Annotated in this window: 23 protein-coding genes and 3 tRNA genes; 17 read left to right on the forward strand and 9 right to left on the reverse strand. The window is 75.4% G+C overall.

Features of this window, described 5'->3' with window-relative positions; all coding sequences use genetic code 11:
• Positions 1–11: 11 nt before the first annotated feature.
• From ABRQ22_RS18440 to ABRQ22_RS18460, 5 genes are all read left to right on the forward strand, one after another.
• Positions 12–284 (forward strand): hypothetical protein, encoded by a 273-nt coding sequence (locus ABRQ22_RS18440; protein WP_021482523.1) that lies wholly within the window; start codon positions 12–14, stop codon positions 282–284.
• Positions 285–463: 179 nt separating this feature from the next.
• Positions 464–937, forward strand: a complete 474-nt coding sequence (locus ABRQ22_RS18445) for an LpqN/LpqT family lipoprotein (protein WP_353707775.1) — start codon at positions 464–466, stop codon at positions 935–937.
• Positions 938–1,154: 217 nt separating this feature from the next.
• On the forward strand, positions 1,155–2,567 hold the full coding sequence (locus tag ABRQ22_RS18450; protein ID WP_353707776.1) for an FAD-dependent oxidoreductase: 1,413 nt from the start codon (positions 1,155–1,157) through the stop codon (positions 2,565–2,567).
• A gap of 185 nt (positions 2,568–2,752) precedes the next feature.
• A complete protein-coding gene (gene htpX, locus ABRQ22_RS18455) occupies positions 2,753–3,637 on the forward strand; it encodes a zinc metalloprotease HtpX (protein ID WP_353707777.1) in 885 nt (294 codons plus the stop codon).
• Between the two features lie 85 nt (positions 3,638–3,722).
• A complete protein-coding gene (locus tag ABRQ22_RS18460) occupies positions 3,723–4,112 on the forward strand; it encodes a hypothetical protein (protein ID WP_253055097.1) in 390 nt (129 codons plus the stop codon).
• On the opposite strand, the gene ABRQ22_RS18465 is transcribed toward ABRQ22_RS18460, so the two are convergent.
• From ABRQ22_RS18465 to rarD, 3 genes are read right to left on the reverse strand one after another with little or no spacing between them, the layout of a single operon-like run.
• Positions 4,081–5,049: an HAD hydrolase family protein gene (locus ABRQ22_RS18465; RefSeq protein ID WP_353707778.1), complete on the reverse strand. Its 969-nt coding sequence runs from the start codon at positions 5,047–5,049 to the stop codon at positions 4,081–4,083. The genes ABRQ22_RS18460 and ABRQ22_RS18465 overlap by 32 nt on opposite strands.
• An 8-nt stretch (positions 5,050–5,057) precedes the next feature.
• Complete coding sequence (locus ABRQ22_RS18470) at positions 5,058–5,552, reverse strand: YajQ family cyclic di-GMP-binding protein (RefSeq protein ID WP_253055098.1); 495 nt, start codon at positions 5,550–5,552, stop codon at positions 5,058–5,060.
• Between the two features lie 56 nt (positions 5,553–5,608).
• On the reverse strand, positions 5,609–6,487 hold the full coding sequence (gene rarD / locus ABRQ22_RS18475; RefSeq protein WP_253055140.1) for an EamA family transporter RarD: 879 nt from the start codon (positions 6,485–6,487) through the stop codon (positions 5,609–5,611).
• 277 nt (positions 6,488–6,764) lie between these two features.
• On the opposite strand from rarD, the gene ABRQ22_RS18480 reads away from it, so the two are divergent.
• From ABRQ22_RS18480 to ABRQ22_RS18505, 6 genes are all read left to right on the forward strand, one after another.
• Positions 6,765–6,846, forward strand: a tRNA-Tyr gene (locus tag ABRQ22_RS18480).
• Between the two features lie 154 nt (positions 6,847–7,000).
• Positions 7,001–7,073: transfer RNA gene (locus ABRQ22_RS18485), tRNA-Thr, on the forward strand.
• A 61-nt stretch (positions 7,074–7,134) separates the two neighbouring features.
• A tRNA-Met gene (locus ABRQ22_RS18490) sits at positions 7,135–7,211 on the forward strand.
• 86 nt (positions 7,212–7,297) lie between these two features.
• Positions 7,298–7,468 carry a 50S ribosomal protein L33 gene (rpmG, locus tag ABRQ22_RS18495; RefSeq protein WP_021482899.1) on the forward strand — a complete coding sequence of 57 codons (171 nt, stop codon included), beginning with the start codon at positions 7,298–7,300 and terminating at the stop codon, positions 7,466–7,468.
• Between the two features lie 28 nt (positions 7,469–7,496).
• On the forward strand, positions 7,497–7,958 hold the full coding sequence (locus ABRQ22_RS18500; RefSeq protein WP_141388455.1) for a MaoC family dehydratase N-terminal domain-containing protein: 462 nt from the start codon (positions 7,497–7,499) through the stop codon (positions 7,956–7,958).
• Entirely contained in the window at positions 7,955–8,389 is a 435-nt protein-coding gene (locus ABRQ22_RS18505; protein WP_253055099.1) for a MaoC family dehydratase, read from the forward strand. The genes ABRQ22_RS18500 and ABRQ22_RS18505 overlap by 4 nt, the downstream gene beginning before the upstream one ends.
• A 90-nt stretch (positions 8,390–8,479) precedes the next feature.
• Here the strand turns inward: ABRQ22_RS18505 and ABRQ22_RS18510 are convergent, their stop codons facing one another.
• Complete coding sequence (locus tag ABRQ22_RS18510) at positions 8,480–9,508, reverse strand: hypothetical protein (protein ID WP_353707779.1); 1,029 nt, start codon at positions 9,506–9,508, stop codon at positions 8,480–8,482.
• Positions 9,505–10,086, reverse strand: coding sequence for a SigE family RNA polymerase sigma factor (locus ABRQ22_RS18515; RefSeq protein WP_353709579.1), 582 nt, complete (start codon positions 10,084–10,086; stop codon positions 9,505–9,507). The genes ABRQ22_RS18510 and ABRQ22_RS18515 overlap by 4 nt, the downstream gene beginning before the upstream one ends.
• Positions 10,087–10,317: 231 nt before the next feature.
• Here ABRQ22_RS18515 and ABRQ22_RS18520 point away from each other — a divergent pair, with 231 nt between their 5' ends.
• Positions 10,318–11,853, forward strand: coding sequence for a Tat pathway signal sequence domain protein (locus ABRQ22_RS18520; RefSeq protein ID WP_353707780.1), 1,536 nt, complete (start codon positions 10,318–10,320; stop codon positions 11,851–11,853).
• Between the two features lie 10 nt (positions 11,854–11,863).
• On the opposite strand, the gene ABRQ22_RS18525 is transcribed toward ABRQ22_RS18520, so the two are convergent.
• Positions 11,864–13,006 (reverse strand): LacI family DNA-binding transcriptional regulator, encoded by a 1,143-nt coding sequence (locus tag ABRQ22_RS18525; RefSeq protein ID WP_353707781.1) that lies wholly within the window; start codon positions 13,004–13,006, stop codon positions 11,864–11,866.
• A 72-nt stretch (positions 13,007–13,078) separates the two neighbouring features.
• Here ABRQ22_RS18525 and ABRQ22_RS18530 point away from each other — a divergent pair, with 72 nt between their 5' ends.
• The 3 genes from ABRQ22_RS18530 to ABRQ22_RS18540 all read left to right on the forward strand — a co-directional run bounded on the left by ABRQ22_RS18530 (position 13,079) and on the right by ABRQ22_RS18540 (position 17,723).
• On the forward strand, positions 13,079–14,725 hold the full coding sequence (locus ABRQ22_RS18530; RefSeq protein WP_353707782.1) for an MFS transporter: 1,647 nt from the start codon (positions 13,079–13,081) through the stop codon (positions 14,723–14,725).
• Positions 14,722–16,032 carry an MFS transporter gene (locus tag ABRQ22_RS18535; RefSeq protein WP_353707783.1) on the forward strand — a complete coding sequence of 437 codons (1,311 nt, stop codon included), beginning with the start codon at positions 14,722–14,724 and terminating at the stop codon, positions 16,030–16,032. The genes ABRQ22_RS18530 and ABRQ22_RS18535 overlap by 4 nt, the downstream gene beginning before the upstream one ends.
• A gap of 458 nt (positions 16,033–16,490) precedes the next feature.
• A complete protein-coding gene (locus tag ABRQ22_RS18540) occupies positions 16,491–17,723 on the forward strand; it encodes a UDP-N-acetylmuramate dehydrogenase (RefSeq protein WP_353709580.1) in 1,233 nt (410 codons plus the stop codon).
• 18 nt (positions 17,724–17,741) lie between these two features.
• On the opposite strand, the gene ABRQ22_RS18545 is transcribed toward ABRQ22_RS18540, so the two are convergent.
• From ABRQ22_RS18545 to ABRQ22_RS18555, 3 genes are all read right to left on the reverse strand, one after another.
• Positions 17,742–18,746 (reverse strand): L,D-transpeptidase family protein, encoded by a 1,005-nt coding sequence (locus tag ABRQ22_RS18545; protein WP_253055105.1) that lies wholly within the window; start codon positions 18,744–18,746, stop codon positions 17,742–17,744.
• Positions 18,747–19,004: 258 nt separating this feature from the next.
• Positions 19,005–19,406 carry a GntR family transcriptional regulator gene (locus ABRQ22_RS18550; protein ID WP_353707784.1) on the reverse strand — a complete coding sequence of 134 codons (402 nt, stop codon included), beginning with the start codon at positions 19,404–19,406 and terminating at the stop codon, positions 19,005–19,007.
• The gene (locus ABRQ22_RS18555; protein WP_353707785.1) at positions 19,393–20,370 is read right to left on the reverse strand and encodes a hypothetical protein; all 978 of its coding nucleotides are present in this window, start codon (positions 20,368–20,370) and stop codon (positions 19,393–19,395) included. The genes ABRQ22_RS18550 and ABRQ22_RS18555 overlap by 14 nt, the downstream gene beginning before the upstream one ends.
• Before the next feature lie 125 nt (positions 20,371–20,495).
• Here ABRQ22_RS18555 and ABRQ22_RS18560 point away from each other — a divergent pair, with 125 nt between their 5' ends.
• The gene (locus tag ABRQ22_RS18560) at positions 20,496–21,863 is read left to right on the forward strand and encodes an aminoglycoside phosphotransferase family protein (RefSeq protein ID WP_353707786.1); all 1,368 of its coding nucleotides are present in this window, start codon (positions 20,496–20,498) and stop codon (positions 21,861–21,863) included.
• Positions 21,864–21,927: 64 nt separating this feature from the next.
• Positions 21,928–22,332, forward strand: coding sequence for a hypothetical protein (locus ABRQ22_RS18565; protein WP_253055109.1), 405 nt, complete (start codon positions 21,928–21,930; stop codon positions 22,330–22,332).
• The last annotated feature ends 93 nt before the right edge of the window (positions 22,333–22,425 follow it).

A 22,425-nucleotide genomic window follows, 5' to 3' on the forward strand; every position in this document is an offset into this window, starting at 1 on the left:
AGGAGAACACCATGGCTGGTGGCATGTGGGGCGCGAACGTCGAGGAGCTGCGTGGGCTCGGTCAGACGCTGCAGCAGAAGGCGGACGAGATCCGCACGACCATGCAGAACCTGAACTCGCAGATCCAGAGCGTGCCGTGGGAGGGCCCCGACGCCCAGCAGTTCAAGGGCAGCGACTGGCCGGCCGCGCAGACGCAGCTCAACAACGTCGCGCAGACGCTGACGGACGCGGGCCAGAAGGCCACGCAGAACGCGCAGCAGCAGGAGCAGGCTTCGAACAGCTGATCCGCTGAGCTCCACGCAGGGCGCGGGACCCGGGACGGGTCCCGCGCCCTCCGTGTGCCCGGGGTCGGACGCGGCGCGCTGACGGGCGGCCGGGCGGTCTGTGGTCCGACGGTCTGCGAGACTGCTGGCGCGCCCCGCGCCGCCGGCGCGCGACGAGAGCGACCGAGAGGACCTGACGCATGGCCGAGCTGCGCTACCCGAGCGACGACTTCCCCGCGCCCGTGGGGGTGCGGCTCGACGCGCCCGACCGCTGGGTCCCGCTGCCCCACGTCGCCCTGCCGCTCGCGCTCGGGCGCGAGGTCGAGGAGGGGGAGTTCAACCCGAACGTCATCGTCGTGGTCTCGCGCATCCGGGCCGAGCAGACGCTCGACGACGCGCACGCCGAGGTGCTGCGCAAGCTCAAGCCGCTGCCGCGGCTGCGTCAGCTCGACGGCGGCGACGTGGACGTGGACGGCCTGCCGGGGCGGTGGGTCGAGGCGTCCTTCAAGGGCGGCGGGGGAGCGGTGCTGGTGCAGTCGGTGCGGACGGTCGTCGTCCCGCGCGGGCCGGTGGCCGACCTCGTCCAGACGACGGGGACGTGCACGCTCCTCCAGCACCCGTGGGCCGCGGCGGAGATCCGCGCGATCCAGGAGAGCCTGCGCGTCGACCGCTGACCCGGCGTTACATTCGCCCGGATCACAAGACGAGGTATCCACCAGGCGAGACCGGTGAGACCCTGGTCATGGAGGAGAGGGCCCGAGTGAGGCGACCCTCACCCCAGTCGTACAATCGAGAGGTCTCCTGCGGCCGGTACCCACTCCGGTCGACGCGGAACGGCCCGTCGGCCGCGCGGGAGAGACCCCCGTCCTCGACCGGAAGGCGCACCGTCCTGTGAGCAGCATCCGTCCACTGCGCGTCGCGATCGTCGGCGCTGGTCCCGCCGGGATCTACGCCGCGGACATCCTGTCCAAGACCGACCTCGACGTGAGCATCGACCTGTTCGAGCGTCTGCCTGCGCCGTTCGGCCTCGTGCGCTACGGCGTCGCGCCGGACCACCCGCGCATCAAGCAGATCATCGTGGCGCTCCACAAGGTGCTGAGCCGCGGCGACATCCGCCTGCTCGCGAACGTGGACTACGGCGTCGACCTCAAGCTGGACGACCTGCGCCAGTACTACGACGCGGTGATCTTCTCCACGGGATCGATCCGCGACGCGGCCCTGCCGATCGAGGGCATCGACCTGCCGGGCTCGTACGGCGCGGCCGACTTCGTGTCCTGGTACGACGGCCACCCCGACGTCCCGCGCACGTGGCCGCTCGAGGCGCAGCAGGTCGCGGTCCTCGGGGCCGGCAACGTGGCGCTCGACGTCGCGCGCGTGCTCGCCAAGCACGCGGACGACCTGCTGCCGACCGAGGTCCCGCAGAACGTCTACGAGATCCTCAAGGCCTCGCCGGTCACGGACGTGCACGTCTTCGCCCGCCGCGGGCCGGCGCAGGCCAAGTTCTCGCCGCTCGAGCTGCGGGAGCTGGGCCACGTCCCCGACGTCGACGTCATCGTGTACCCGGAGGACTTCGAGTTCGACGAGGGGTCGATGGCGGCCATCAGCTCGTCCAACCAGACCAAGCAGGTCGTCAAGACCCTCACGGACTGGACGCTCAAGGACCCGAGCGAGAACACGGCGTCGCGCCGCCTGCACCTGCACTTCCTCCACGCGCCGGCGGCGGTCCTCGGCGACGGCAAGGTCGAGGCGCTGCGCACCGAGCGCACGCGGCTCAACGGCGACGGCACCGTCTCCGGCACGGGCGAGTTCCACGAGTGGCCCGTGCAGGCCGTGTACCGCGCGGTCGGCTACTTCGGGTCGCCGCTGCCGGAGATCCCGTTCGACGAGCTCAAGGGCGTCATCCCGAACTGCGAGGGCCGGGTCATCGACATCGACGGCGAGCACATCCCCGGCGTGTACGCGACGGGCTGGATCAAGCGCGGCCCCGTCGGCCTCATCGGCCACACCAAGTCGGACGCCTCCGAGACGATCCGCCACCTCGTCGAGGACGTCACCGGTGCGGGCGACGGCGGCGACGTCGCGGCCGCGGACCTCGCGGCGGGGCGCGTCGCCCCGCTCGGGGACCCCGAGGCCGTCGTGGAGTTCCTCCGCGAGCGCGGCGTCGACCACATCGAGTGGTCCGGCTGGGAGCTGCTCGACGCGTACGAGCGCTCCCTCGGCGAGCCGCACGGGCGCGAGCGCATCAAGGTCGTGCCGCGCGAGGACATGATCCGCGTGGCGCGCGGCGAGACACAGGTCGGCTGACCCGGCGGTCGCGCCCGAGCACCTGAGCACGACGGCGCCCCACCCGCTCCGGGTGGGGCGCCGTCGTCGTCCCCGGGAACGGGACGGTCGCCTCGGGCGTTCATCAGGTGGGCGTCGACGGGGTCGGCGCCTGTCGGGTGCCCGGCGGACCTCGCGGGTGCCCGGGGCGCGGAAGGGAGCACAGCGTGGGGCGTCAGCACTTCAACGGTCTCAAGACGGCCGGCCTGTTCGGCGTCATGTGGGCCATCGTCCTCGGCCTGTGGGCGCTGTTCGGCGCCAGGGCGAACCTGCTGTGGCTGTTCGTCGGCATCGGGCTCGTGACGACGTTCTACGGGTACTGGAACTCCGACAAGATCGCGATCCGCGCGATGCACGCGCGCCCCGTGAGCGAGCTCGAGCAGCCCGCGATGTACCGGATCGTGCGCGAGCTCTCGACGGAGGCGCGCCAGCCGATGCCCCGCCTCTACGTCTCGCCGACGCAGGCGCCCAACGCGTTCGCGACGGGCCGCAACCCCAGGAACGCGGCCGTGTGCTGCACGGAGGGCATCCTGCGCCTCCTCGACGAGCGCGAGCTGCGTGGGGTGCTCGGGCACGAGCTCATGCACGTGTACAACCGCGACATCCTCACGTCGTCGGTCGCGGGCGCGCTGGCAGGCGTGATCACGTCGCTCGCGCAGTTCCTGCTGATCTTCGGCGGTGACCGCGACCGCGGCGGCAACCCGCTCGCGGCGATCGCGATGGTCGTCCTCGCGCCCGTCGCGGCGATGCTGATCCAGCTCGCCATCTCGCGCACGCGCGAGTACGACGCCGACGAGGACGGCGCGAAGCTCACGGGCGACCCGCTCGCCCTCGCGTCCGCGCTGCGCAAGCTCGACGCGGGCACGCAGCGGGCCCCGCTCCCGCAGAACCGCGACCTCGTGGACGTCTCGCACCTCATGATCGCGAACCCGTTCCGCGGTGCGGGCGTCGCCAAGATGTTCGCGACCCACCCCCCGATGGCGGAGCGCATCAAGCGGCTCGAGACGATGGCCGGCCACGGCCCGGGCTACGGCGGCATCACCTACCACTGACGGGCGCGGGGCGGCGTGCCGGGCGGGGCCACGGGCGCGGCAGACGCGCAGCGCCGACGCGCGGGGCAGGTGGCACGATGACCCCGTGCCCCGCCGCCGAACGCATCTCGCGCGCGACCTCGCCCTCGTGCTCCTCGCCGTCGGCGGGCCCACGCTCGTGCTGCGCCAACGGCACGGCCACGGGTGGATCGTCGACGACGTGGTCACCGCCGTGACGGTCTCGGGTCTCGCGTGCCTGTCCGCCGCGGTCGGTCTCGCGCTGACGCGGCGCGCGCCCGGCCCGGTCGCGCGCGAGACGGCGCTCTACGTCGTCGTGGGCGTCTTCACCGCCGTCGGGGCGGCCGTCGGCACGTGGCGCGTCCTCGACGACCAGGCGCTCGCCCAGGGCTGGGTCGGCCTGCTCGCCGCGTACGTCGCGGTCGCCCTCCACGTCGGGCTGGCGGTCACGGCGCGGAGGCGCCGCCCGGCGCGCTGACCCCGAGCGCGTCGAGGAGGACGGCGGCGACGCCGTCGTCGTCGTTCGCGGCGGTGCGGTCGGTCGCCGCGGCCAGGACGTCGGGGTGCGCGTTCGCGACGGCGAACGAGCGGCCCGCCCAGCGCAGCATGGGCAGGTCGTTGGGCATGTCCCCGAACGCCCAGACGTCGCGGGCGTCGACGCCGAGCCGGTCGCACCAGCGCGCGAGCGCGGCGTCCTTCGTCACGGCCGGGGCGAGCAGCTCGGCGAGGCCCGCCGCCCCGGAGTAGGCGAGGTGCGCCCGGTCGCCGACCGCGTCGCGCACGCGCGCGAAGAACGTCTCCTGCGCCGTCGTCTGCCCGTCCGCGACGACGACGGGCTGCGTCGCGGGGGCGTCCTCGACCGGCGCGCCGGGGTCCCGCGCGAGGATCTTGCCGACGGGCTGCCGGGGGCCGGTGCCGGGGGTGGCGCCGGGCGCGGCGAGCGTCGACTCGACCGCGGCGACGACGTCCGCGTCGTCGTCCGGGGTGGAGCGGAAGCCCGGGTCGAACGTCGGCCCGTCGACTCTCTCGAACGCGAGCGCGACGCCCGGCACGGCGGCGCGCAGGTCGGCGACGAGCGCGGCCGCCTCGTCCGGGGTGAAGCCGCACACGTCGAGCGGGCTCGCGGTGGCCAGGTCCCACACGGCCGCGCCGCCGAGGCAGATGACGTGCCCGTGCCCGCCGACGACGTCGGCGAGCTGGTCGAGCCAGCGCGGCGGGCGCGCCGTGACGAACACCACCTCCACCCCGGCGTCCTCGGCGGCGCGCAGCGCGGCGCGCGTGCGCTCCGAGACGGTCCCGTCGGACCGCAGGAGCGTGCCGTCGAGGTCCGTCGCGACGACGCGCGGGAGCGCGCTCGACGACGCGGCAGGGCGACCCGGTGCGACCGGGGGCGCGCCGCCGTCGCGCAGGGTCACGGCGAGCGCTACCGGTAGTTCGTGAACTGCAGCGCGACGTCGAGGTCGGCGCTCTTGAGCAGCGCGATGACGGCCTGCAGGTCGTCGCGCGACTTGCTCGTCACGCGGACCTCGTCGCCCGTGATCTGGGTCTTGACGGCTTTGGGCGCCTCGTCGCGGATGATCTTGGTGATCTTCTTCGCGTTCTCGCTCGACAGGCCCTCCTTGAGGGTCGCCGCGAGGCGGTACTCCTTGCCCGACGCCTTGGGCTCCTTGTCGCCCGTGTCGAGGGACTTGAGGGAGATGCCGCGCTTGATGAGCTTGGTCTCGAAGACGTCGAGGATGGCGAGCACGCGCTCGGCCGAGTTGGCGGTCATCACGATGCTCTCGCCGCTCCACGCGATCGACGCGCCGACGTTGCGGAAGTCGTAGCGCTGCGCGACCTCCTTGGCCGCCTGGTTCAGCGCGTTGTCGACCTCCTGGCGGTCGACCTTGCTCACGATGTCGAACGACGAGTCGGCCATGGGTGGTCCTCTCTCGGGCCGGAACGGGTGCTGGGTCCCACCGTAGTCGAGCGGGCTCAGGCTCGGGTCGCGAGACGCGTCGCGCGCGCCGCCCGCAGCCCGTCGACGGAGAGCACGACGAGCGCGGCCCACACGAGCCCGAAGCCGGCCCACCGGGTCGGCGACATGGGCTCGTGGAACACGAGGAGGCCGACGAGGAACTGCAGCGCCGGGCCGAGGTACTGCAGGAGCCCGACGACGCTCAGCGGGAGCCGTCGCGCGGCGGCGCTGAAGAGGAGCAGCGGCAGGGCCGTGACGATCCCGGCGGACGCCAGCAGGAGCGCGTGGCCGGTCCCCTCGGCGCCGAACGTGCCGGCGCCCGTCGTGCCGAGCCAGACCAGGTACGCCAGGGCGACGGGGGTGAGCACGGCCGTCTCCACGGCGAGGCCCGGCAGCGCCTCGACCGTCCGGCCCACGCGGTTCTTCACGAGGCCGTAGAGGCCGAACGAGGCCGCGAGCGCGAGCGCGATCCACGGCAGCCCTCCCGAGCCGGTGCTGATGACGACCACGGCGGCGACGCCGATGCCGACGGCCGCCCACTGCGCCGGGCGCAGCCGCTCGCGCAGCACGGCGACGGCGAGCAGGACCGTGACGAGCGGGTTGATGAAGTACCCGAGCGCGGCGTCGAGCACGTGGCCGCTGAGCACGCCGTACACGTAGACGGTCCAGTTGGTCACGATGAGGACGGCCGCGACGGCGAGCACGCCGAGCGTGCGCGGGGTGCGCAGCGCGGTGACGAACCCGCCGAGCTGGCGCGTCGCGGCGAGGAGCACGAGGCAGAAGAGCAGGCTCCACACGACCCGGTGCGCGATGATCTCGAGCGGCGCCGCCGGCTCCAGGAGCGGGAAGTACAGGGGCATCGCGCCCCAGAGGAAGAACGCGCCGGCACCGAGCAGGAGGCCCCAGCGGTCGGTCGGGGCGGGGGCGCCGCGCGGGGGGTCCGACGGCGCGGCCGGAGAGGGCGCGGACGGTGCGGCGGTGGGGGCGGGGCCGGGGGTCCCGGTGCCGGGGAGGTGGTCCGGCGCGGGGGAGGGGTGGGTCACCGCACCACTCTACGGACGGGTGCCCACAGGCGGATTTCGCACCTGGTCCGGTCGGGCTGTATCGTTGGCACGCCCGCACGGCAGGGGCTGCACCTGGTGCAGCCGCTCTCGGCGAGCGACAACTCCACACGGCAGGTTGCCCGAGCGGCCAAAGGGATCTGACTGTAAATCAGACGGCTCAGCCTTCGGGGGTTCGAATCCCTCACCTGCCACCGGAACGGCGGGGCGTCACCTACGGGTGGCGCCCCGTCGTCGTCGTCCCGGACGGCGCGCGGCGCCGGTGGAGAGCGAGGCCGGAGGGCCCAGGAACGGCGGAACGGCGCCGATTTCGTTCGACGCCGTGTTCCGTGTAGAGTTTTCCGCGCTGCCCCGATAGCTCAGTCGGCAGAGCATCTCCATGGTAAGGAGAAGGTCAAGGGTTCGATTCCCTTTCGGGGCTCTGTGGTGACGCGGGGCCGTCTTGCTGGAATACTGCGAGACGGCCTCGCGTTCAGTCACGCGGCGGGGTAGCTCAGATGGTTAGAGCGCACGACTCATAATCGTGAGGTCGCGGGTTCGATCCCCGCCTCCGCTACCACTTTCGACAACCTCGCACGGCGGCCGGCGTCGTGCGACCTGCACAGCACATGCGCCCTCCGGAGGCGCGAGAGGTGGCTCACTACCGTGGCAAGCAAGAGCGCTGACGTTCGCCCCAAGATCACGCTGGCCTGCGTGGACTGCAAGGAGCGCAACTACATCACGAAGAAGAACCGTCGCAACGACCCGGACCGCCTGGAGCTCGCGAAGTTCTGCCCGCGCTGCGGCAAGCACACCGCGCACCGCGAGACCCGCTGAGCCTCCGGCTCCGCGCCCGCGCACCGCAGTGAGCGTCAACCTGGCCTACGTCGGCCGCGAGTACCCCGCCAACGCGCCGTACTCGGTGGGACGCGAGAAGCTGCGCGAGTTCTCCGGCGCCGTCGGCGCCACCCACCCCGTGCACCACGACCTCGTGGCGGCGCGGGGTGCTGGCTATCCGGACCTCGTCGCACCTCCGACCTTCGCGGTCGTCGTCGCCCAGCGGGCGGAGGGGCAGCTCATCGAGGACCCGGAGGCGGGCATCGACTTCTCGCGCGTCGTCCACGCGGACGAGCGCTTCACGCACCACCGGCCGATCGTCGCGGGCGACGAGCTCGTGACCGTGCTGCACGTGGACTCGATCGTCGAGCGAGCCGGCCTCGCCATGGTCACCACGCGCTGCGAGATCGCCGCGCTCCTGCCCGACGGCGGTACCGAGCCGGTCTCGACCGTCACCTCCACCCTCGCCGTCCGCGGGGAGGGCGCATGAGCACCGACGTCACTCGCCCCGTCCTCGCCGACCTCTCCGTCGGCGACGTGATCGGGACGCGCACGGTCGAGGTCGACCGCGCGCGCCTCGTCCGCTACGCCGGCGCGAGCGGCGACTTCAACCCGATCCACTGGAACGACGCCTTCGCGACGGAGGTCGGTCTGCCGGGCGTCATCGCGCACGGCATGTTCACCATGGGCGCCGCCGTCGCGCTGGTCGAGGACTGGGCCGGTGACCCGGGCGCCGTCGTCGACTACCAGACGCGCTTCACGCGCCCCGTGGCCGTGCCGAACCCCGGCGTCGCGACGCTGGAGGTCACCGGCACCGTCGGCGCCGTGGACGCCGACGCCGGCACCGTCCGCGTCGACCTCACGGTCACGTTCGAGGGTGCGCGCGTCCTCGGCAAGACGCAGGCCGTCGTCCGCCTCTGACCCGAGGTCGCCTCGGGCGACCCCGCGCTCCCGACGCCACGAGGGCGCCGCACCCGGCCGGGTGCGGCGCCCTCGTCGTCCCGCTCGGACTCAGCAGGTCTCCCAGCAGTCGGGGCCGCCGCTCTCCCGGGGTGGCCCGGCGACCTCCCCCTCGTCGAGGTACGTGGTGTGCTCCACGACGTGCTGCAGCGCGGCACCCTCGTCGCTCGTCCCCGCGGTCGGGTCGTCGGCGGTGGGCTCGGAGCCGGACGTGCCGAGGTCGACGTCGAAGGTGAGCTCGAGGAAGCGGTGCTCGGTGGTGTCGTAGACGAGGCGCACGATCCGGTTGCTCTGGTCCTCGCCCACCCACTCGAGACCCTCTCCGGTGCGACCCTGCGTGTCCTGGACGGCACCCAACGGGGTGCTGCCCGTCAGCCCGTTCAGGGTGGCCCAGAGCCCGTCGCGCACGGCGGGCGAGGTGGGCCCGCTCGTGAGGAGGTTCCACGTCTTCTGGGCGAGCGCGTCCTCGTTCACCGACCCGAGCTCCGCCCGGATGCTGTCGCGCAGGAGCGCGTCGAGCTCCGCGGGGTCCGTCGGGAGCGTGGCGAGCGCGTCCCAGCTGAGCCGGACGAGCTCCCCGTCGACGACGAGCGACCCGAACGTCGAGCCGGGCCAGGGCTCCAGGGCCTCGTCGCCTTCGAACGCTCGGTACGAGTCGCCCTCCGGGTCGCGGGCGGTCCAGTACGTGATGCCCTGCGAACTCTCCTCGGTCCGCCCGTCGCTGGTCGTCTCCGTGCTGGTCGTCAGGGTCCGGACCCGCCAGTACGGCCCGTCGGCCGGGCCGTTGCCCTGCGGCCTCCCGTCGGGACCCAGGGCCGCGGCGTCGCCGCCGCTCGCCGGGGCGAGCTGCGAGGGATGGGTGGGACTGGGCTCCGCCCAGTAGCTCGCCGCGCCCACCCCGCCGGCGACGACCGCGAGCGCGCACAGGCCCGAGACCAGGGTGCGGCGCCGTCGTCGGGTGCGACGGGCCGTCGGGAGCACGCGGTCGGTGTCGACGTCGATGCGGGGGGCGAGCGTGTCGACCCGCGCACGGAGCGCATGGACGAACGTCTCGTCGTCGGTCGGAAGGGTGCCGGTCATGGCTGCCTCCTGTCGGTCTGGTCGCTGGTCGGGTGGTGCGGCAGGCGGGCGGTGCGCAGCGCGCCGCCCCGCGCGTCGGCGGGATCGGCGGCGCCGAGGACCGAGCGGAGCTGGGCGAGCCCGCGCGACGCCGTGGACTTGACGGTGCCGACGGAGACGCCGAGGTCGTCCGCGACCTCTCTCTCGCTCAGCCCGACGAGGTGGCGCAGCACGACGATCCGGCGCTGGCGGGCCGTGAGCGTCGCGAGCGCGCGGACGAGGACGTCCCGCTCGGCGTGCTGGTCGGCCCGGGCGTCGCTCGCGGCCTCGGGGAGGTCGGGCGGGGCGACGAGCACCTCGCGGCGTCGGCGGCGCCACGTGTCGACCCGCAGGTTCGCGAGCGTGCGGCGGGCGTAGGCGTACGGGTCGCGCTCGCGCGCCGTGCGCCAGTGCAGGTACGTCCGGGTGAGTGCCTGCTGCACGAGCTCGTCGGCCAGGTGCACGTCGCCGCACAGCAGCCACGCGGTGCGCGCGAGCCGCGGCGCGGCGCTCGCCATGAAGTCGCTGAACTCCTGCTCGTGCGACGTGACGGCGCGCACGACGGGGAGGACGGCGTCCGGGGGTGGGCTCTCGTCGGGCTCGTCGTCGGCCGAGAGGGCGATCGCGTTCACGGTCATGACTGTCACACGCGTGACCGCTCCGGAAGGTTGAGTCTCGTGGTGAGACCGGAGCGGAGATTCGACATCGTTCGCCACGGCCCGCCCCCTTTCGCCATGGGAACGCTCCCACTACCGTGGGTCGCGCACCTCACGACGTCGAAGGAGACGCTCATGACCCAGCACGGCGGCCGCGCCGCACCTCACGAACCTCGCGATCTCGACCCCGCTCCCGCGCCCTCGCGGGGGCTCGACCGTCGCGCCGTCCTCGCGCTCGGCGGAGCGCTCGCGCTCGCCGGGCTCACGGCGACCCCGGCGGCGGCACGACCGGGCGCGACCCTGCCCGCGGCGGCGGGCGCCGTCGGGCAGACGGCCGGTGGCCCGGCGCGGAGCCGCGCGGCGTCGGTCCAGCGCGCCCACGGCTTCCTCGCCGCGGCGACCGACGCCTACCCCGAGGTCAACCCCGGCCCGCGGCTCGCGCAGTCCTACGCCGACCAGCTCGGCCTGTTCTCCACGGCGTTCGTCTACGACAACGCCCTCGCCGTCCTCGCGACGCTCACGGCGGGGCGCCGCTACCTCGACCGCGCCCGGGCGCTCGGCGACGGGCTCGTGTTCGCACTCGAGAACGACCCCGACCACGACGACGGCCGCCTGCGTCAGGCGTACAACGTCGGGCCGTACACGTTCTACGACGGCACGCCGCAGGAGCACGGCCTCGTGCTGCCCGACGGGACGGCGAACGTCGGGTGGCAGTTCGGCTTCCTCGGGACGGCGGTCGGGGACATGGCCTGGCCCGGCATCGCCCTGCTGCACCTGTACGCGGCGACGCGCGACGTGCGCTACCGGGACGCCGCGCTGCGGATCGGCGAGTGGATCGTCGCGCACACGTGGTCCCGGGCGCCCCTCGGCGGCTTCTCGTTCGGCGTCGACGGCGCGAACGTCCCGATCCCCAACGGCTCGACCGAGCACAACATCGACTGCGTCGCGTTCTTCCGCCAGCTCGGCTCCGTGACGCGCGACCGGCGCTGGGACCGGGCCGCCGAGCACGCCCGTGCGTTCGTCGACCGCATGTGGGAGCCCGACGGCGGCTACCTGTACACCGGCACGAACGACGGCACCGAGATCAACCGGGACCCGCTCCCGCTCGATCCGCAGACGTGGGGCTGGCTCGCGCTGCGCGAGCGCCGCTACGCCCGCGCGCTCGACTGGGCGGACGACGCGCTGGCCGCACGGGACGTCGCGGGCGAGGGCGTGTCGCAGCTCCCCGCCGGGACGGTCGTCGAGGGCGTGACGTTCTCGAGCGCCAGCCTCACGTCGACCGCGTCGTACAACGGGCTGCCGGTGCACCAGCAGGGGGTGTGGCTGGAGGGCACGGCGCAGCTCGCGTCGGCGCTCGCGGACCGCGGGGCGCGCGGGCGGGGGAACCGCGACGACCGGCGGCGGGGACGCCGCGGCTGCGAGCGGGACGACGACCGGGTCCGGGCCGAGGGTCTGCTGCGCGAGGTGCAGGGCGTGCAGGAGGGCGTCGGCGCCGGTCAGACGATGGGCGGCGCGGCGCTGCCGGACCGCGGCGGCGTCGTCGCCGCGTCGAGCCTGCTCGACTCGGGCTTCGGGTTCGGGTACTTCCAGGTGCAGCACGTCGGGGCGACGTCCTGGTACGTCATGGCGGCCGCGCGGGCGAACCCGCTGCAGCCCGGTCGCCTCGGCTGACCCGCCGGTGTCAGGTGGTGGGGGCGGGGCCCGTCGTCGTCCCCACCACGAGCTCGACGTCGAGCTCGACCGTCGTCGGGCTCTCGCCCGCGAGCTGGCGGATGACGGCGAGACCGAGCTCGGAGCCCTTGCGGGCGAGCGGCTGGTGGACGCTCGTGAGGACGTCCGGGGCGAGCCAGGGCAGGTCGAGCCCGTCGAACCCGGCCACGGAGACGTCGTCGGGCACCCGCAGGCCGAGCTCGCGCGCGGCGAGCAGGGCGCCCGCAGCGAGCAGGTCGGAGTGGGCGATGACCGCCGTGGGTCGGGTGGCGGGGTCGGCCGGCTCGGTCGACCCGTCCGCGCCCGGGCGTCCCAGGAGGGCCAGCGTCGCGGAGCGGCCGTGCTCGACGAGCGACGCCTCGGTCTCCCAGCTCGCGACGGGCTCGACGACGTCCCGCACGCCCGCGAGCCGGTTCGCCGTCGGCGTACGGTCCACCTGGGCGAGCCGCCGCGCGTCGATCGGCCCACTGCGGTCGGAGTTGTCGAGGGGGAGCGAGACCTCCGCGATGCGGGCGTGGCCCAGGTCGACGAGGTGCCGTACGGCGTCGGCCGTCCCGACCCGGTCGCGGATCGCGACGAGCGGGGTGCCCTCGACCGCGCGTCCCTCCCCGATGACGACGGGCACGCCGCGCCGCTGGAGCGCGGCGAGCGTCGCGTCGTCCGACCCCACGCCCCACACGAGGACGGCGACGTCCATGGCCGCGCTCTCGACGAGGGGGTCGACGGCGCGGGCCGGGTCGTCCGACGGGATGCCGGGGATGAGGAGGACGCCGAGGCCGTTCTCGCCGAGGGTCGAGACGAGGCCGTCGAGCACCTGGACGGCGACGGGGTCCCGGAACGCACGGCGGAGCTGGTCGCCGACGACGACGCCCACGACGCCGGACCGCCCCGACCGGAGCTGACGGCCGAGCGGGTTGGGCCCCGTGTACCCGAGCTCCTTCGCCGCGTCGAGCACGCGGGCCCGGGTCTCCGGGGTGATCGGTCCCGCGCCGGAGAAGGCGAGCGACGCCGTCGAGACGGAGACGCCGGCGAGCTCGGCGACCTTCGCGAGCGTGGGGCGGTGGGCCGACGGCCCGGCCGCGGGCTCCCGGTTCCCGGGGGTGTCGTCGCTCATCACGCTCCCTGCCTCCCGCGCGCGCGGGATTCTCGATTGACGCGCGGCCAGCGTACCCGCACACTGGTGACCATGCCTCGAATCGATTCGAAGCGCACCCTCGTCCGTCGGATCGAATCGATTCGAGGAGGTGCTGCGCAGTCACCGACCGACCTCCTGTCCGACCCCCGCGCCCTGTCCCGGGCGCGCTGGGTCCTGCTGGGCGTGTTCGCGCTCAACGGCGTCATGATGTCGAGCTGGCTCGCGCGCATCCCCTCGGTGCGCGACGCGCTCGGCCTCACCCCCGCCGACCTCGGCGTCGTGCTGCTCGCGGGTGCCGTCGGTGCGCTCGCCACGGTCACCGCCGCCGGCCCCTTCGTCACGCGCTTCGGCGGCCGCGTCGCGTTCGCCGTCTCCGCGGTCCTGTTCGGCGTCGCGTTCCTGCTGCTCGGCCTCGGCCCCGCGACGGGCTCCGTCCCGCTGCTCGCCGCGGGCATCTTCGTCAACGGCATGGCGTTCTCGCTCGGCAACGTCCCGATGAACGTCGAGAGCGCGGGCATCGAGCGGCGCGTCGGGCGCACCATCCTGCCCCAGTTCCACGCCGCGTTCTCCGTCGGCGCCGTCGTCGGCTCGCTCGTCGGCGCGGCCTGCGCCCACGCGCAGGTCCCCGTGCTCGTCCAGTTCGTCGCGACGGGCGCCGTCGCCATGGCCTGGCGCCTCGCCGCGATCCCCGCGACGGTCCACGACACGCTCCCGACGCGCGCCCCGGCGGACGCTCCCGCCCCGGTCGAGGCGCTCGGCGACGCCGTCGTCGACGTCGAGACGGCCGGGCTCCGCGCGCGCCTCGCCCGTCGTGGCGCGCGGCTCGGGGCGGCGCTCTCGGCCTGGCGCGAGCCGCGCACGCTGCTCATCGGCCTCGTCATCCTCTCGGCCGCGCTGTCCGAGGGGTCGGCCAACGACTGGCTCTCGCTCGCCGTCGTCGACGGGTTCGCGCAGACCGAGGCCGTCGGGGCCGTCGTGTTCGGCACGTTCGTCGCGGCCATGACGGTCATGCGGCTCGCCGGGACCCGCCTCATCGACCGCTTCGGCCGCGTGACCGTGCTCCGCGCCTCCGGCGTCGCGTCGATCGCCGGGCTGCTCCTCTTCGGGTTCGCGCCGACGCTCCCGCTCGCCGGGGCCGGGGTCGTGCTCTGGGGCTTCGGTGCGGCGCTCGCGGTGCCCGTCGGCATCGCCGCCGCGTCCGACGAGCCGCTGCGCGCCGCCAGCCGCGTGTCCGTCGTGTCCGCGTTCGCGTCGATGGCGTCGCTCGCCGCACCGCCCCTGCTCGGGCTCGCCGCCGAGGCCATGGGCGCGCGCCACGCGCTCGTGCTCATCGTCGCCGCGATGGTCCTCAGCGTCCTCCTCGCGCGCCAGGTCACGCCCCTGCGCACCCCGGCCGCGCTCGCCGCCCGGGCGCCGCGTCGCCCGGCGGGTGCGGACGACGGCGTGCCGTCCGGGGTGGAGGATGGACCCGAGACCGACGCACCGGTCGCCGTGGACGCCGTCGACCGCACGGGCGACGTCGACCGGGACGGCGCGACCGGCGCCGTCCCGGACGAGGCCGACGACGCGCACCGCCCCCGCCGGGCGCGCCGGCCCCGCGCGACGCCCCGCACCGGGGCGTCCGTCACCGTCCGCCGTGCCGCCGCCCGTCGCCCCCGAAACCGCCTGTCGCACCGTCGCGAGGAGACCTCCGCATGACCGCCGCCCGCACCGACCGTCGTGTCGTCGCGCTCGCCACCTGGGCCGTGTTCGCGGTCTTCTTCCTCAACGGCTTCAACTTCGCGACCTGGGCGTCCCGCCTGCCCGCGGTCCGGGACTCCCTCGGCTTCACCGAGGCCCAGATGGGCCTCCTGCTGCTCTTCATGGCCGTCGGCTCGCTGCTCGCGCTGCCGCTCTCCGGCATGGTCGTGCAGCGGCTCGGCGCGTCGAAGGCGGTCACGCTGTTCGCCGTGACCAACGTCGTCGGCCTCGTCACCGCCGTCACGGGCGTGGCCACGGGGGAGGACGTCGTCGTGCGGGTCGGGCTCTTCCTCGCCGGCATCGGCACGGGCGTGTGGGACGCGGCGATGAACCTCGAGGGCGCCGCCGTCGAGCAGCGGCTCGGCAAGGCGATCATGCCGCGCTTCCACGCCGGGTTCTCGTTCGGCACCATGGCGGGCGCGGGCGTCGGGGCCCTCATGGCCGCGCTGCACGTCCCGGTCCAGGCGCACCTCACGGCCGCCGTCGTGCTGAGCCTCCTCGGCGTCCTGTGGTGCGTGCGGTTCTTCCTCCCGGCCGGGCAGGTGGACCACGCCGTCGTCGACGCGTCGGAGGACGCCGCGGGCGCGGACCCCGCCGCCGCGGCCGGGAGCGGCGCACCCCTCACCGCGTCGGAGAACGCGCGCGGCGCGCTCAGCGCGTGGACCGAGCCGCGCACGCTCCTCATCGGGCTCGTCGTCCTCGCCGCCGCGCTCACCGAGGGCGCCGCGAACGACTGGGTCAGCCTCGCCGTCGTCGACGGCTTCGAGACGTCCGACGCGATGGGGGCGGTCGGCCTCGCCGTGTTCCTCACGGCCATGACCGGGATGCGCCTGCTCGGCACGGGGCTGCTCGACCGGTACGGCCGCGTCACCGTGCTGCGGCTCGGGGCGGCGCTCGCCCTCGTCGGGCTGCTGCTCTTCACGCTCTCGCCGAGCATCTGGCTCGCGCTGCTCGGCGTCGTCGCGTGGGGCATGGGCGCGGCGCTCGGCTTCCCCGTCGGGATGAGCGCAGCCTCCGACGACCCGGCGCGCGCCGCCGTGCGCGTGAGCGTCGTCGCGACCATCGGCTACTCCGCGTTCTTCATGGGCCCGCCCCTCATCGGGTTCCTCGCCGAGCACGTCGGCTACCGCGCCGCGCTCCTCGTGATCGCGGTGCCCGTGGTCGTCGGACTGCTGGTCGTCGGCGCCACCCGCCCCCTCCCGACCGCGGCCGGCTCCGCGGGCCAGCAGGCCGCCCAGCGCTCCGAGGAGACCCCCAACCGCTGACCCGCACCGACCGCAGGGCTTGCCGAGGTAGAGCCCTGGTCGGCCGAGGTAGAGCCCTGGTCGGCCGAGGTAGAGGCGTGGTTTGCCGAGGTAGAGCCGTGGTCGTGGCCGACGGCGGTCTGGTCGCCCTGCGGTGTCTCGCCCTGGTCTGGGCTTGCCTCGGGCGACTGCCCGCAGTGTCAGCTTCGCCCGCACGGTTCCCGCTGCTGCGTGCGGCCGGCGCACGAGAATGCCGCACGCGCCGGCGCCGGCGCCGGCGCCGACGCCGCTGCGCCGCGGACCCGAACCCGCAGGCGGCAGAGGTCGGGTGCGCCGGGGACCCGACCCTGCGAGGTCGACCGTGCGAACGGTGACGGGGGCCGGCCGGGGCGGGGGCGAACTACGCTGGGGCGGTGACGTGCGAACCCCTCACCCCCGTCGACCGCGACCTGCCCGAGATCGTCCGGACCGCGCCGGGCCTGCGGCCCGACGCCGTCGGCGCGCCCTCGTTGGCGGAGCTGACGACACTGCGCGTGGGCGGTCCGGCGGACCGGTACGTCGAGGCGCACAGCGAGGCCGAGCTGCTGGAGACCGTGCGGGCCGCGGACGACGCCGGGGAGCCGCTCCTCGTGATCGGCGGCGGGTCGAACCTGCTCGTCGGTGACGAGGGGTTCGGCGGGGTCGTCGTGCGCGACCTGCGCCGCGGGATCACCGTGGACGCGGAGGACTCGTGCGGCGGCGCGAGCTTCCACGCCCCGGCCGGCCAGGACTGGGACGAGCTCGTCGCGCGTGCGGTCGCGGAGGAGTGGGTGGGCGTCGAGGCGCTGTCCGGGATCCCGGGCACCGTCGGCGCCGCGCCCGTCCAGAACATCGGCGCGTACGGTCAGGAGGTCTCGGGCGTGATCTCGACCGTGCGGGTGTGGGACCGTCGGCGGTCGCGCGTGCGCACGCTGGCCCTGGGCGAGCTCGCGTTCGGGTACCGCACGTCGCTGCTGAAGCGCAGCATGCACGCCGCGGTGAGCGGTGACGACGAGCCCGACGGCCCGTGGTACCCGTCCCCGCGCTACGTGGTCCTCGACGTCGGCTTCCAGTCCCGGCTCGGCTCGCTGTCCGCCCCGGTCGCGTACCCGGAGCTCGCCCGGACGCTCGGCGTGCAGGTCGGCGACCGGGCCCCGAGCGCCGACGTGCGCGACGCCGTCCTGGCACTGCGGGCGCGCAAGGGCATGCTGCTCGACGGCGTCGGCCCGGACGCCGCGCCCGCGTCGCCCGCGTCGCCCGAGTCGCCCGACGGCGCCGTGCCCGGGGAGACGGGTCCGGACCACGACCGCTGGAGCGCCGGGTCGTTCTTCACGAACCCCGTCGTCCCGGCGGAGCAGGCCGATCTGCTCCCGGCGGAGGCGCCGCGCTACCCGGTGCGCTCGGCGACGCCGTCTCGCACGACGGGGCCGAGCCTCGGCGAGATCGACCCGACGCTCGTCAAGACGTCCGCGGCGTGGCTCATCGAGCACGCCGGGTTCACCAAGGGCTTCGGCGTCCACGGCCCGGCGAGCCTCGCGCGGCTGTCGACCCGGCACACCCTGGCGCTCACCAACCGGGGCGGCGCGAGCGCGGAGGACCTGGTCGAGCTCGCGCGCGCCGTCCGCGACGGCGTGCGCGAGGCGTTCGGCGTCGATCTGGTCCCGGAGCCCGTCCTCGTCGGCGTCTCCCTCTGACCGACCCACGACCGTGGGTCAGTAGACGAGGACCGTGGTGCCCGGGTCGGCGTGCCAGGTGTCCCAGAGCCAGTTCATCGCCGAGTTCGCGACGCGCACGCACCCGTGCGACGCGGGCCACGGTGGGATCGAGCCCGAGCCGTGCACCGCGATGCCGCCGGTGAAGAACTTGGGGCGCCACATGTCGCCGAGCTCGAGGCTCGACGAGTGGTTGCCGTCGACCTGCCGGCCCACGTGGAACTCTCCGCGCGGCGTGCCCGCCCGGTAGGTCCGGCCCTTCGCCTCGTACGACTCGCCGTTGCCCGACGACGCGTTGACGACCGTGACGACCCGGCCGTCCTCGACGGCGAGCAGGAGCTGGCGGTCGAGGTCGATCTCGATGACCTTCCCCGACCCGCTGCGGGGCTGCGGCGTGACGCCCTGGTCGAGCGCGGCCTGCGTCGCGGGGCCCACGACGCCGTCGCGCGATAGCCCGGCCGCCTTCTGCAGCGCCCACACGGCCTGCTGCGTGCCGCCGCCGAAGTCGCCGTCGGGCGCGCCGATGAAGTAGCCGAGGTCGGCGAGACGCTGCTGCAGGGCGACGACGCGCTCGCCGGTCGCGCCGCGCGCGAGCTCCTCCGGCTCGACGGGTGCGGGCGGCGGCTCGGGGGTGGGCTCCGGCGCGGGCGGAGGCGTGCTCGGCTCGGGCTCCGGGGTCTCGGTGGCGGGCGGTTCGGCCGTCGGCGTCTCCGTCGGCTCGGGCGTGGTCTCCGTCGGGCTCGGGCTCGCGGGCGCCGTCGTCGCGGGCCCGTCCGCGGTAGCCGACGGCGTCCGGCCGGGCTCGAGGTCGGGCAGCCCGGCCTGGCAGCCTGCGAGCGCCAGCGCCGCGACCAGCGTGGAGACGACGGCGAGCGACGCCGCGCGGGTACCGCGCCGACGTCGGCCCGGTCCGCGCCCCGCTGCCGCGGGAGCGGCGCACGCCGCGTCCCCCGCCGTCGTGCGCGTCGCAGCGCCCGTCCGCGCGCTCGCGGAAGCTCCGTCCACCTGTTCCCCCTCACGTGTGCCGCGGCGTCCGCCGCGGAGCACCATCATGCGCCCGGCGAGTGCCTCGGACGTCCGTGCCGGGCGCCTGTCGGCGGATCGTGACCCTGTCGTGACGCGGCGACGGGTCGGGGCGGGCCGGACGGGCTCGGCCGTCCGCCGACCGCCGGACCGTGACCGCGGGCGCTCGCCCGGTCGGCGCTCCGTCCAGCGCGGGTCGTCCAGCGCCGTCCGGTGCCGTTCGACGCCGTTCACCGTGGTTCAGCGTCCGGCGTCCCCCGGCCCGGGTGGCTCGTGGAGCAGCGCCCCGCGCACGACGTCGAGGATCGCGTCGTCGGACAGGCCCGCCTCGCGGCCGGCGCGCACGAGCTCGTGCGCGGCGTGGCGGGCGGCGACGTCGCTCGCGGAGACGCCGTCGGCCACGACGGTCCCGGCGCGACGCCGCGTCGTGACGACCCTGGCCGCCTCGAGCTCGCGGTACGCGCGCGCCACGGTCCCGGGCGCGAGCCCGAGGTCCGTGGCGAGCGCGCGGATCGTCGGCAGCCGGTCGCCGACGCGCAGGCGACCGGCGGCGACGTGCGCGACGACCTGCGACCGGATCTGCTCGTACGGCGCGATCCCCGAGCGCAGGTCGATCTCGACGCGCAGCTCAGCGGGCGGCACGACCTGCCCCTGCCATCACGGGTGCGCCCGCGCGGTCGTCGGCCCACGCGTCCGGGTCCGCGGCGGGCCGGACGGCGACCACGACGGCCGTCAGCGCCAGCCCGACCGCGACGACGACGAGCACGACCGCCCCCGGGTAGCCCACCCGCGCCGCGGCGTTCGCACCGGTGCCGAGCATCCCCGCGGCCGTCAGCCCGAGCGCGAGCTGCACGCCCCGCAGGACCCGGTGCGCGGACGCGCGGCGCAGGCCGACGTCCCACGTCTCCTCGACGTGCGCGACGGCGGGCCGACGCGCGACGAGCCGCAGGACGCCCTCGGCGCCCGCGACCAGCAGCACGGCCGCGAGCGCGAGCCACACGCCGTAGAACGTGCCGGGGTAGGGGCTCGCGGTCGAGGTCGTGTCGCCGAGGACGCGGGTCACCGACCGCCCGTCGTCGCCCGCCGTGAGCGCCCCGACGGCCGCGAGCAGCCCGACGAGCGCCCCGAGCGACCAGGTGAGGCGCCGCAGGCCGCGGGGCGCGACGTCGGCGACGGTCCGGGGGCGCAGCGTGGCCGCGCGGACGGCGGTCCGCTGGCGCGGCCAGGTGCGTTCCCCGACGGCGTGCGCGCCGAGGAACGTGAGCCCGACGACCGCGGGGGAGAGACCCACGAGCACGCCCTCGGCGAGGCCCCCGACGGAGGTCGCGGCGGCCTGGGCGACGACCGCGCCGACGAGGAGCGCGGCCGTCACCGCGGCGACGCTCACGGTCGTCGCGTGCCGCCGGGCGGCGCGGCGCACCGGGTCCTCCGTGGCGAGCCCGTGGAGCGACGGCTCGGGCGTGCGCGTCGCGGCCCGCACGGTGAGCACCACCGCGACGCCGAGCGCCACCACGAGGGCGAGGACGGCGCCGGTCCACGCGAGGTCGTACGTCGCGGGGAGGAAGAGGTCGACGCCCTGCGGCTCGTCCGACGTTTGTATCAGCACATCAGTACATTGGCACGCGGTCCTCGGCCCCGTCAAGACCCCGCTCCCCGAACCGGCCCGCCGGGATGAGAGCTCTCTCATCCCGGTCTCACCCGAGACCCACGCGAGCGAGGTTGCCTGGTGCCATGACGCTCGCCCCTCCCGCGCCCGACCAGCGCGCCTGGCTCGACCTGCTCACCGCCCCCGAGGCGGGAGAGCTGCTCGCCGTGGCGCTGGGCGCCGACGGCGCGAGCCTCGACACGTGGCGCGTCCACCAGGTGCACGCGCGCCCCGGCGCGGAGGTCACCGTCGGGTACGACGTCGTCGCCCGCCGGGCGCTCGCGGGCGGGCCGGGCGGGGGCACCGCCTCGGCCGACGCCGCCGAGTACCTGCTCGCCACGACGGCCCCCCTCTCGCCCGACGCGGTCGGGGCGGGGGTCGTCCGCCTCGCGGACGGTCCGCGCGTCGTGCATGTGTGGCGGCACCCCGCCGACCCGCTGCTGCCCGGCCTCGCCGCCGCGTGCGACGCGGGCGAGCTCGCCCGCCGCCTCGCGGCGGCCGGGGCGCTCGCGCCCGGCGAGGCCGTGGAGTCGGTGACGATGGTCGCCTACCGCCCGCTGCGGCGCGCGGTGCTGCGCGCGCGGACGTCCGCGCGCACGGTCTACGTCAAGGTCGTCCGGCCCGACCGGGCGCGCTCGCTCGTCCGTCGGCACGACCTCTTCCGGTCCACCACCGTGAACGCCCCGCGCTGCCTCGCATGGGACGACGACGGCGTGGTCGTCCTCGAGGAGGCGCGCGGCCCGTCGCTCGCGCAGCACCTCGCGGCGCTCGGCCCGGACGGCCAGCCCACCGCGATCGACCCGCGCGAGCTCCTGCGCGCGCTCGACGCCCTCCCGGCCCGCGCGACGACGCTGCGCCGCCGCCCCGCGTGGTCCGAGCGCGTCGAGCACTACGCGGCGTCGGCGCTCGCGGTGCACGCGCTGGAGCCGGCGCGCGTGGACCGCGTCGCGCGCGCGGTCCGGACCGCCGTCGCGACGCGCGACCCCGGGCCGGTCGTCGCGACGCACGGCGACTTCTACGAGGCGAACGTCCTGCTCGACGTCCCGGCGGCCGCCGGCGACCCCGCCGCGCCGGGGGCCGGTGGCGCCCGCGTCGGCGTCCTGCTCGACGTCGACACGCTCGGCCCCGGGCACCGTGTCGACGACCTCGCGTGCCTCGTCGCGCACCTCGCCGTGCTCCCGTCGCTCGCCCCAGCGACGTACGGAGGCGTGGGGGCGCTCGTCGACCGGTGCCTGGCCGTGTTCGACGAGCGCGTCGACCCCGCGGCCCTGCGGGCGCGCGCGGCCGGCGTCGTGCTGTCCCTCACGGCCGGTGCGGCGACGCGCGACCTCGCCGACGCGTGGCTGCGGGTCGCGGAGGGGCTGCTGGACGCGGCCCCCGGGACGCTCGCCGCCGAGCTCGCCCCCGTTCCTGAGAGCACTCTCATCGGCGCCTCCTCGGCATCTCACGCGTGACCGAGAGGCTCGGACCATGCGCGACCGAGGGGTCGTGCGCACCATCGGACGAAGGAGAAGGATCATGAAGGCACGCAGCGCATGGATCGTCACCGGGGCGCTCGGCGCGGTCGGTCTCGGAGCGACGGTGGCGACCGCCCAGGGCGCGTTCGACGCCCCCGAGCCGGCGACCGTCTCGCCGTCGGTCCAGGTCAGCACGTCGAGCACGCCGACCGGCTCGCCGACCGACGCACCCGCCACGTCCGCGACGCCCAGCCCGACCGACGTCCAGAACGGGACGTCGATCACGACCGTCACGGCGAACACGTCCGCGTCCCCGAGCACCGCGGGCTCGGCGGACACGTCCGGCTCGGCCGTGACGAGCCAGACCCCGAACACGCCCAACACCCCGCCCACGGCGAACACGCCGCAGACGCCGAACACCCCGCCCAGCCCGGTCACGCCGCCGTCGCCGCAGTCGGCCGACTGACCGAGGAGCACTCGAGGCCACCGTGCCGAACCCGGGTCCGCGGGTCACGAGGGACCACCTCGTGACCCGCGGGCCCGGGTTCGACGTGTCAGG

It is taken from the genome of Cellulosimicrobium sp. ES-005 (genome assembly GCF_040448685.1).
Lineage (GTDB): Bacteria > Actinomycetota > Actinomycetes > Actinomycetales > Cellulomonadaceae > Cellulosimicrobium > Cellulosimicrobium cellulans_G.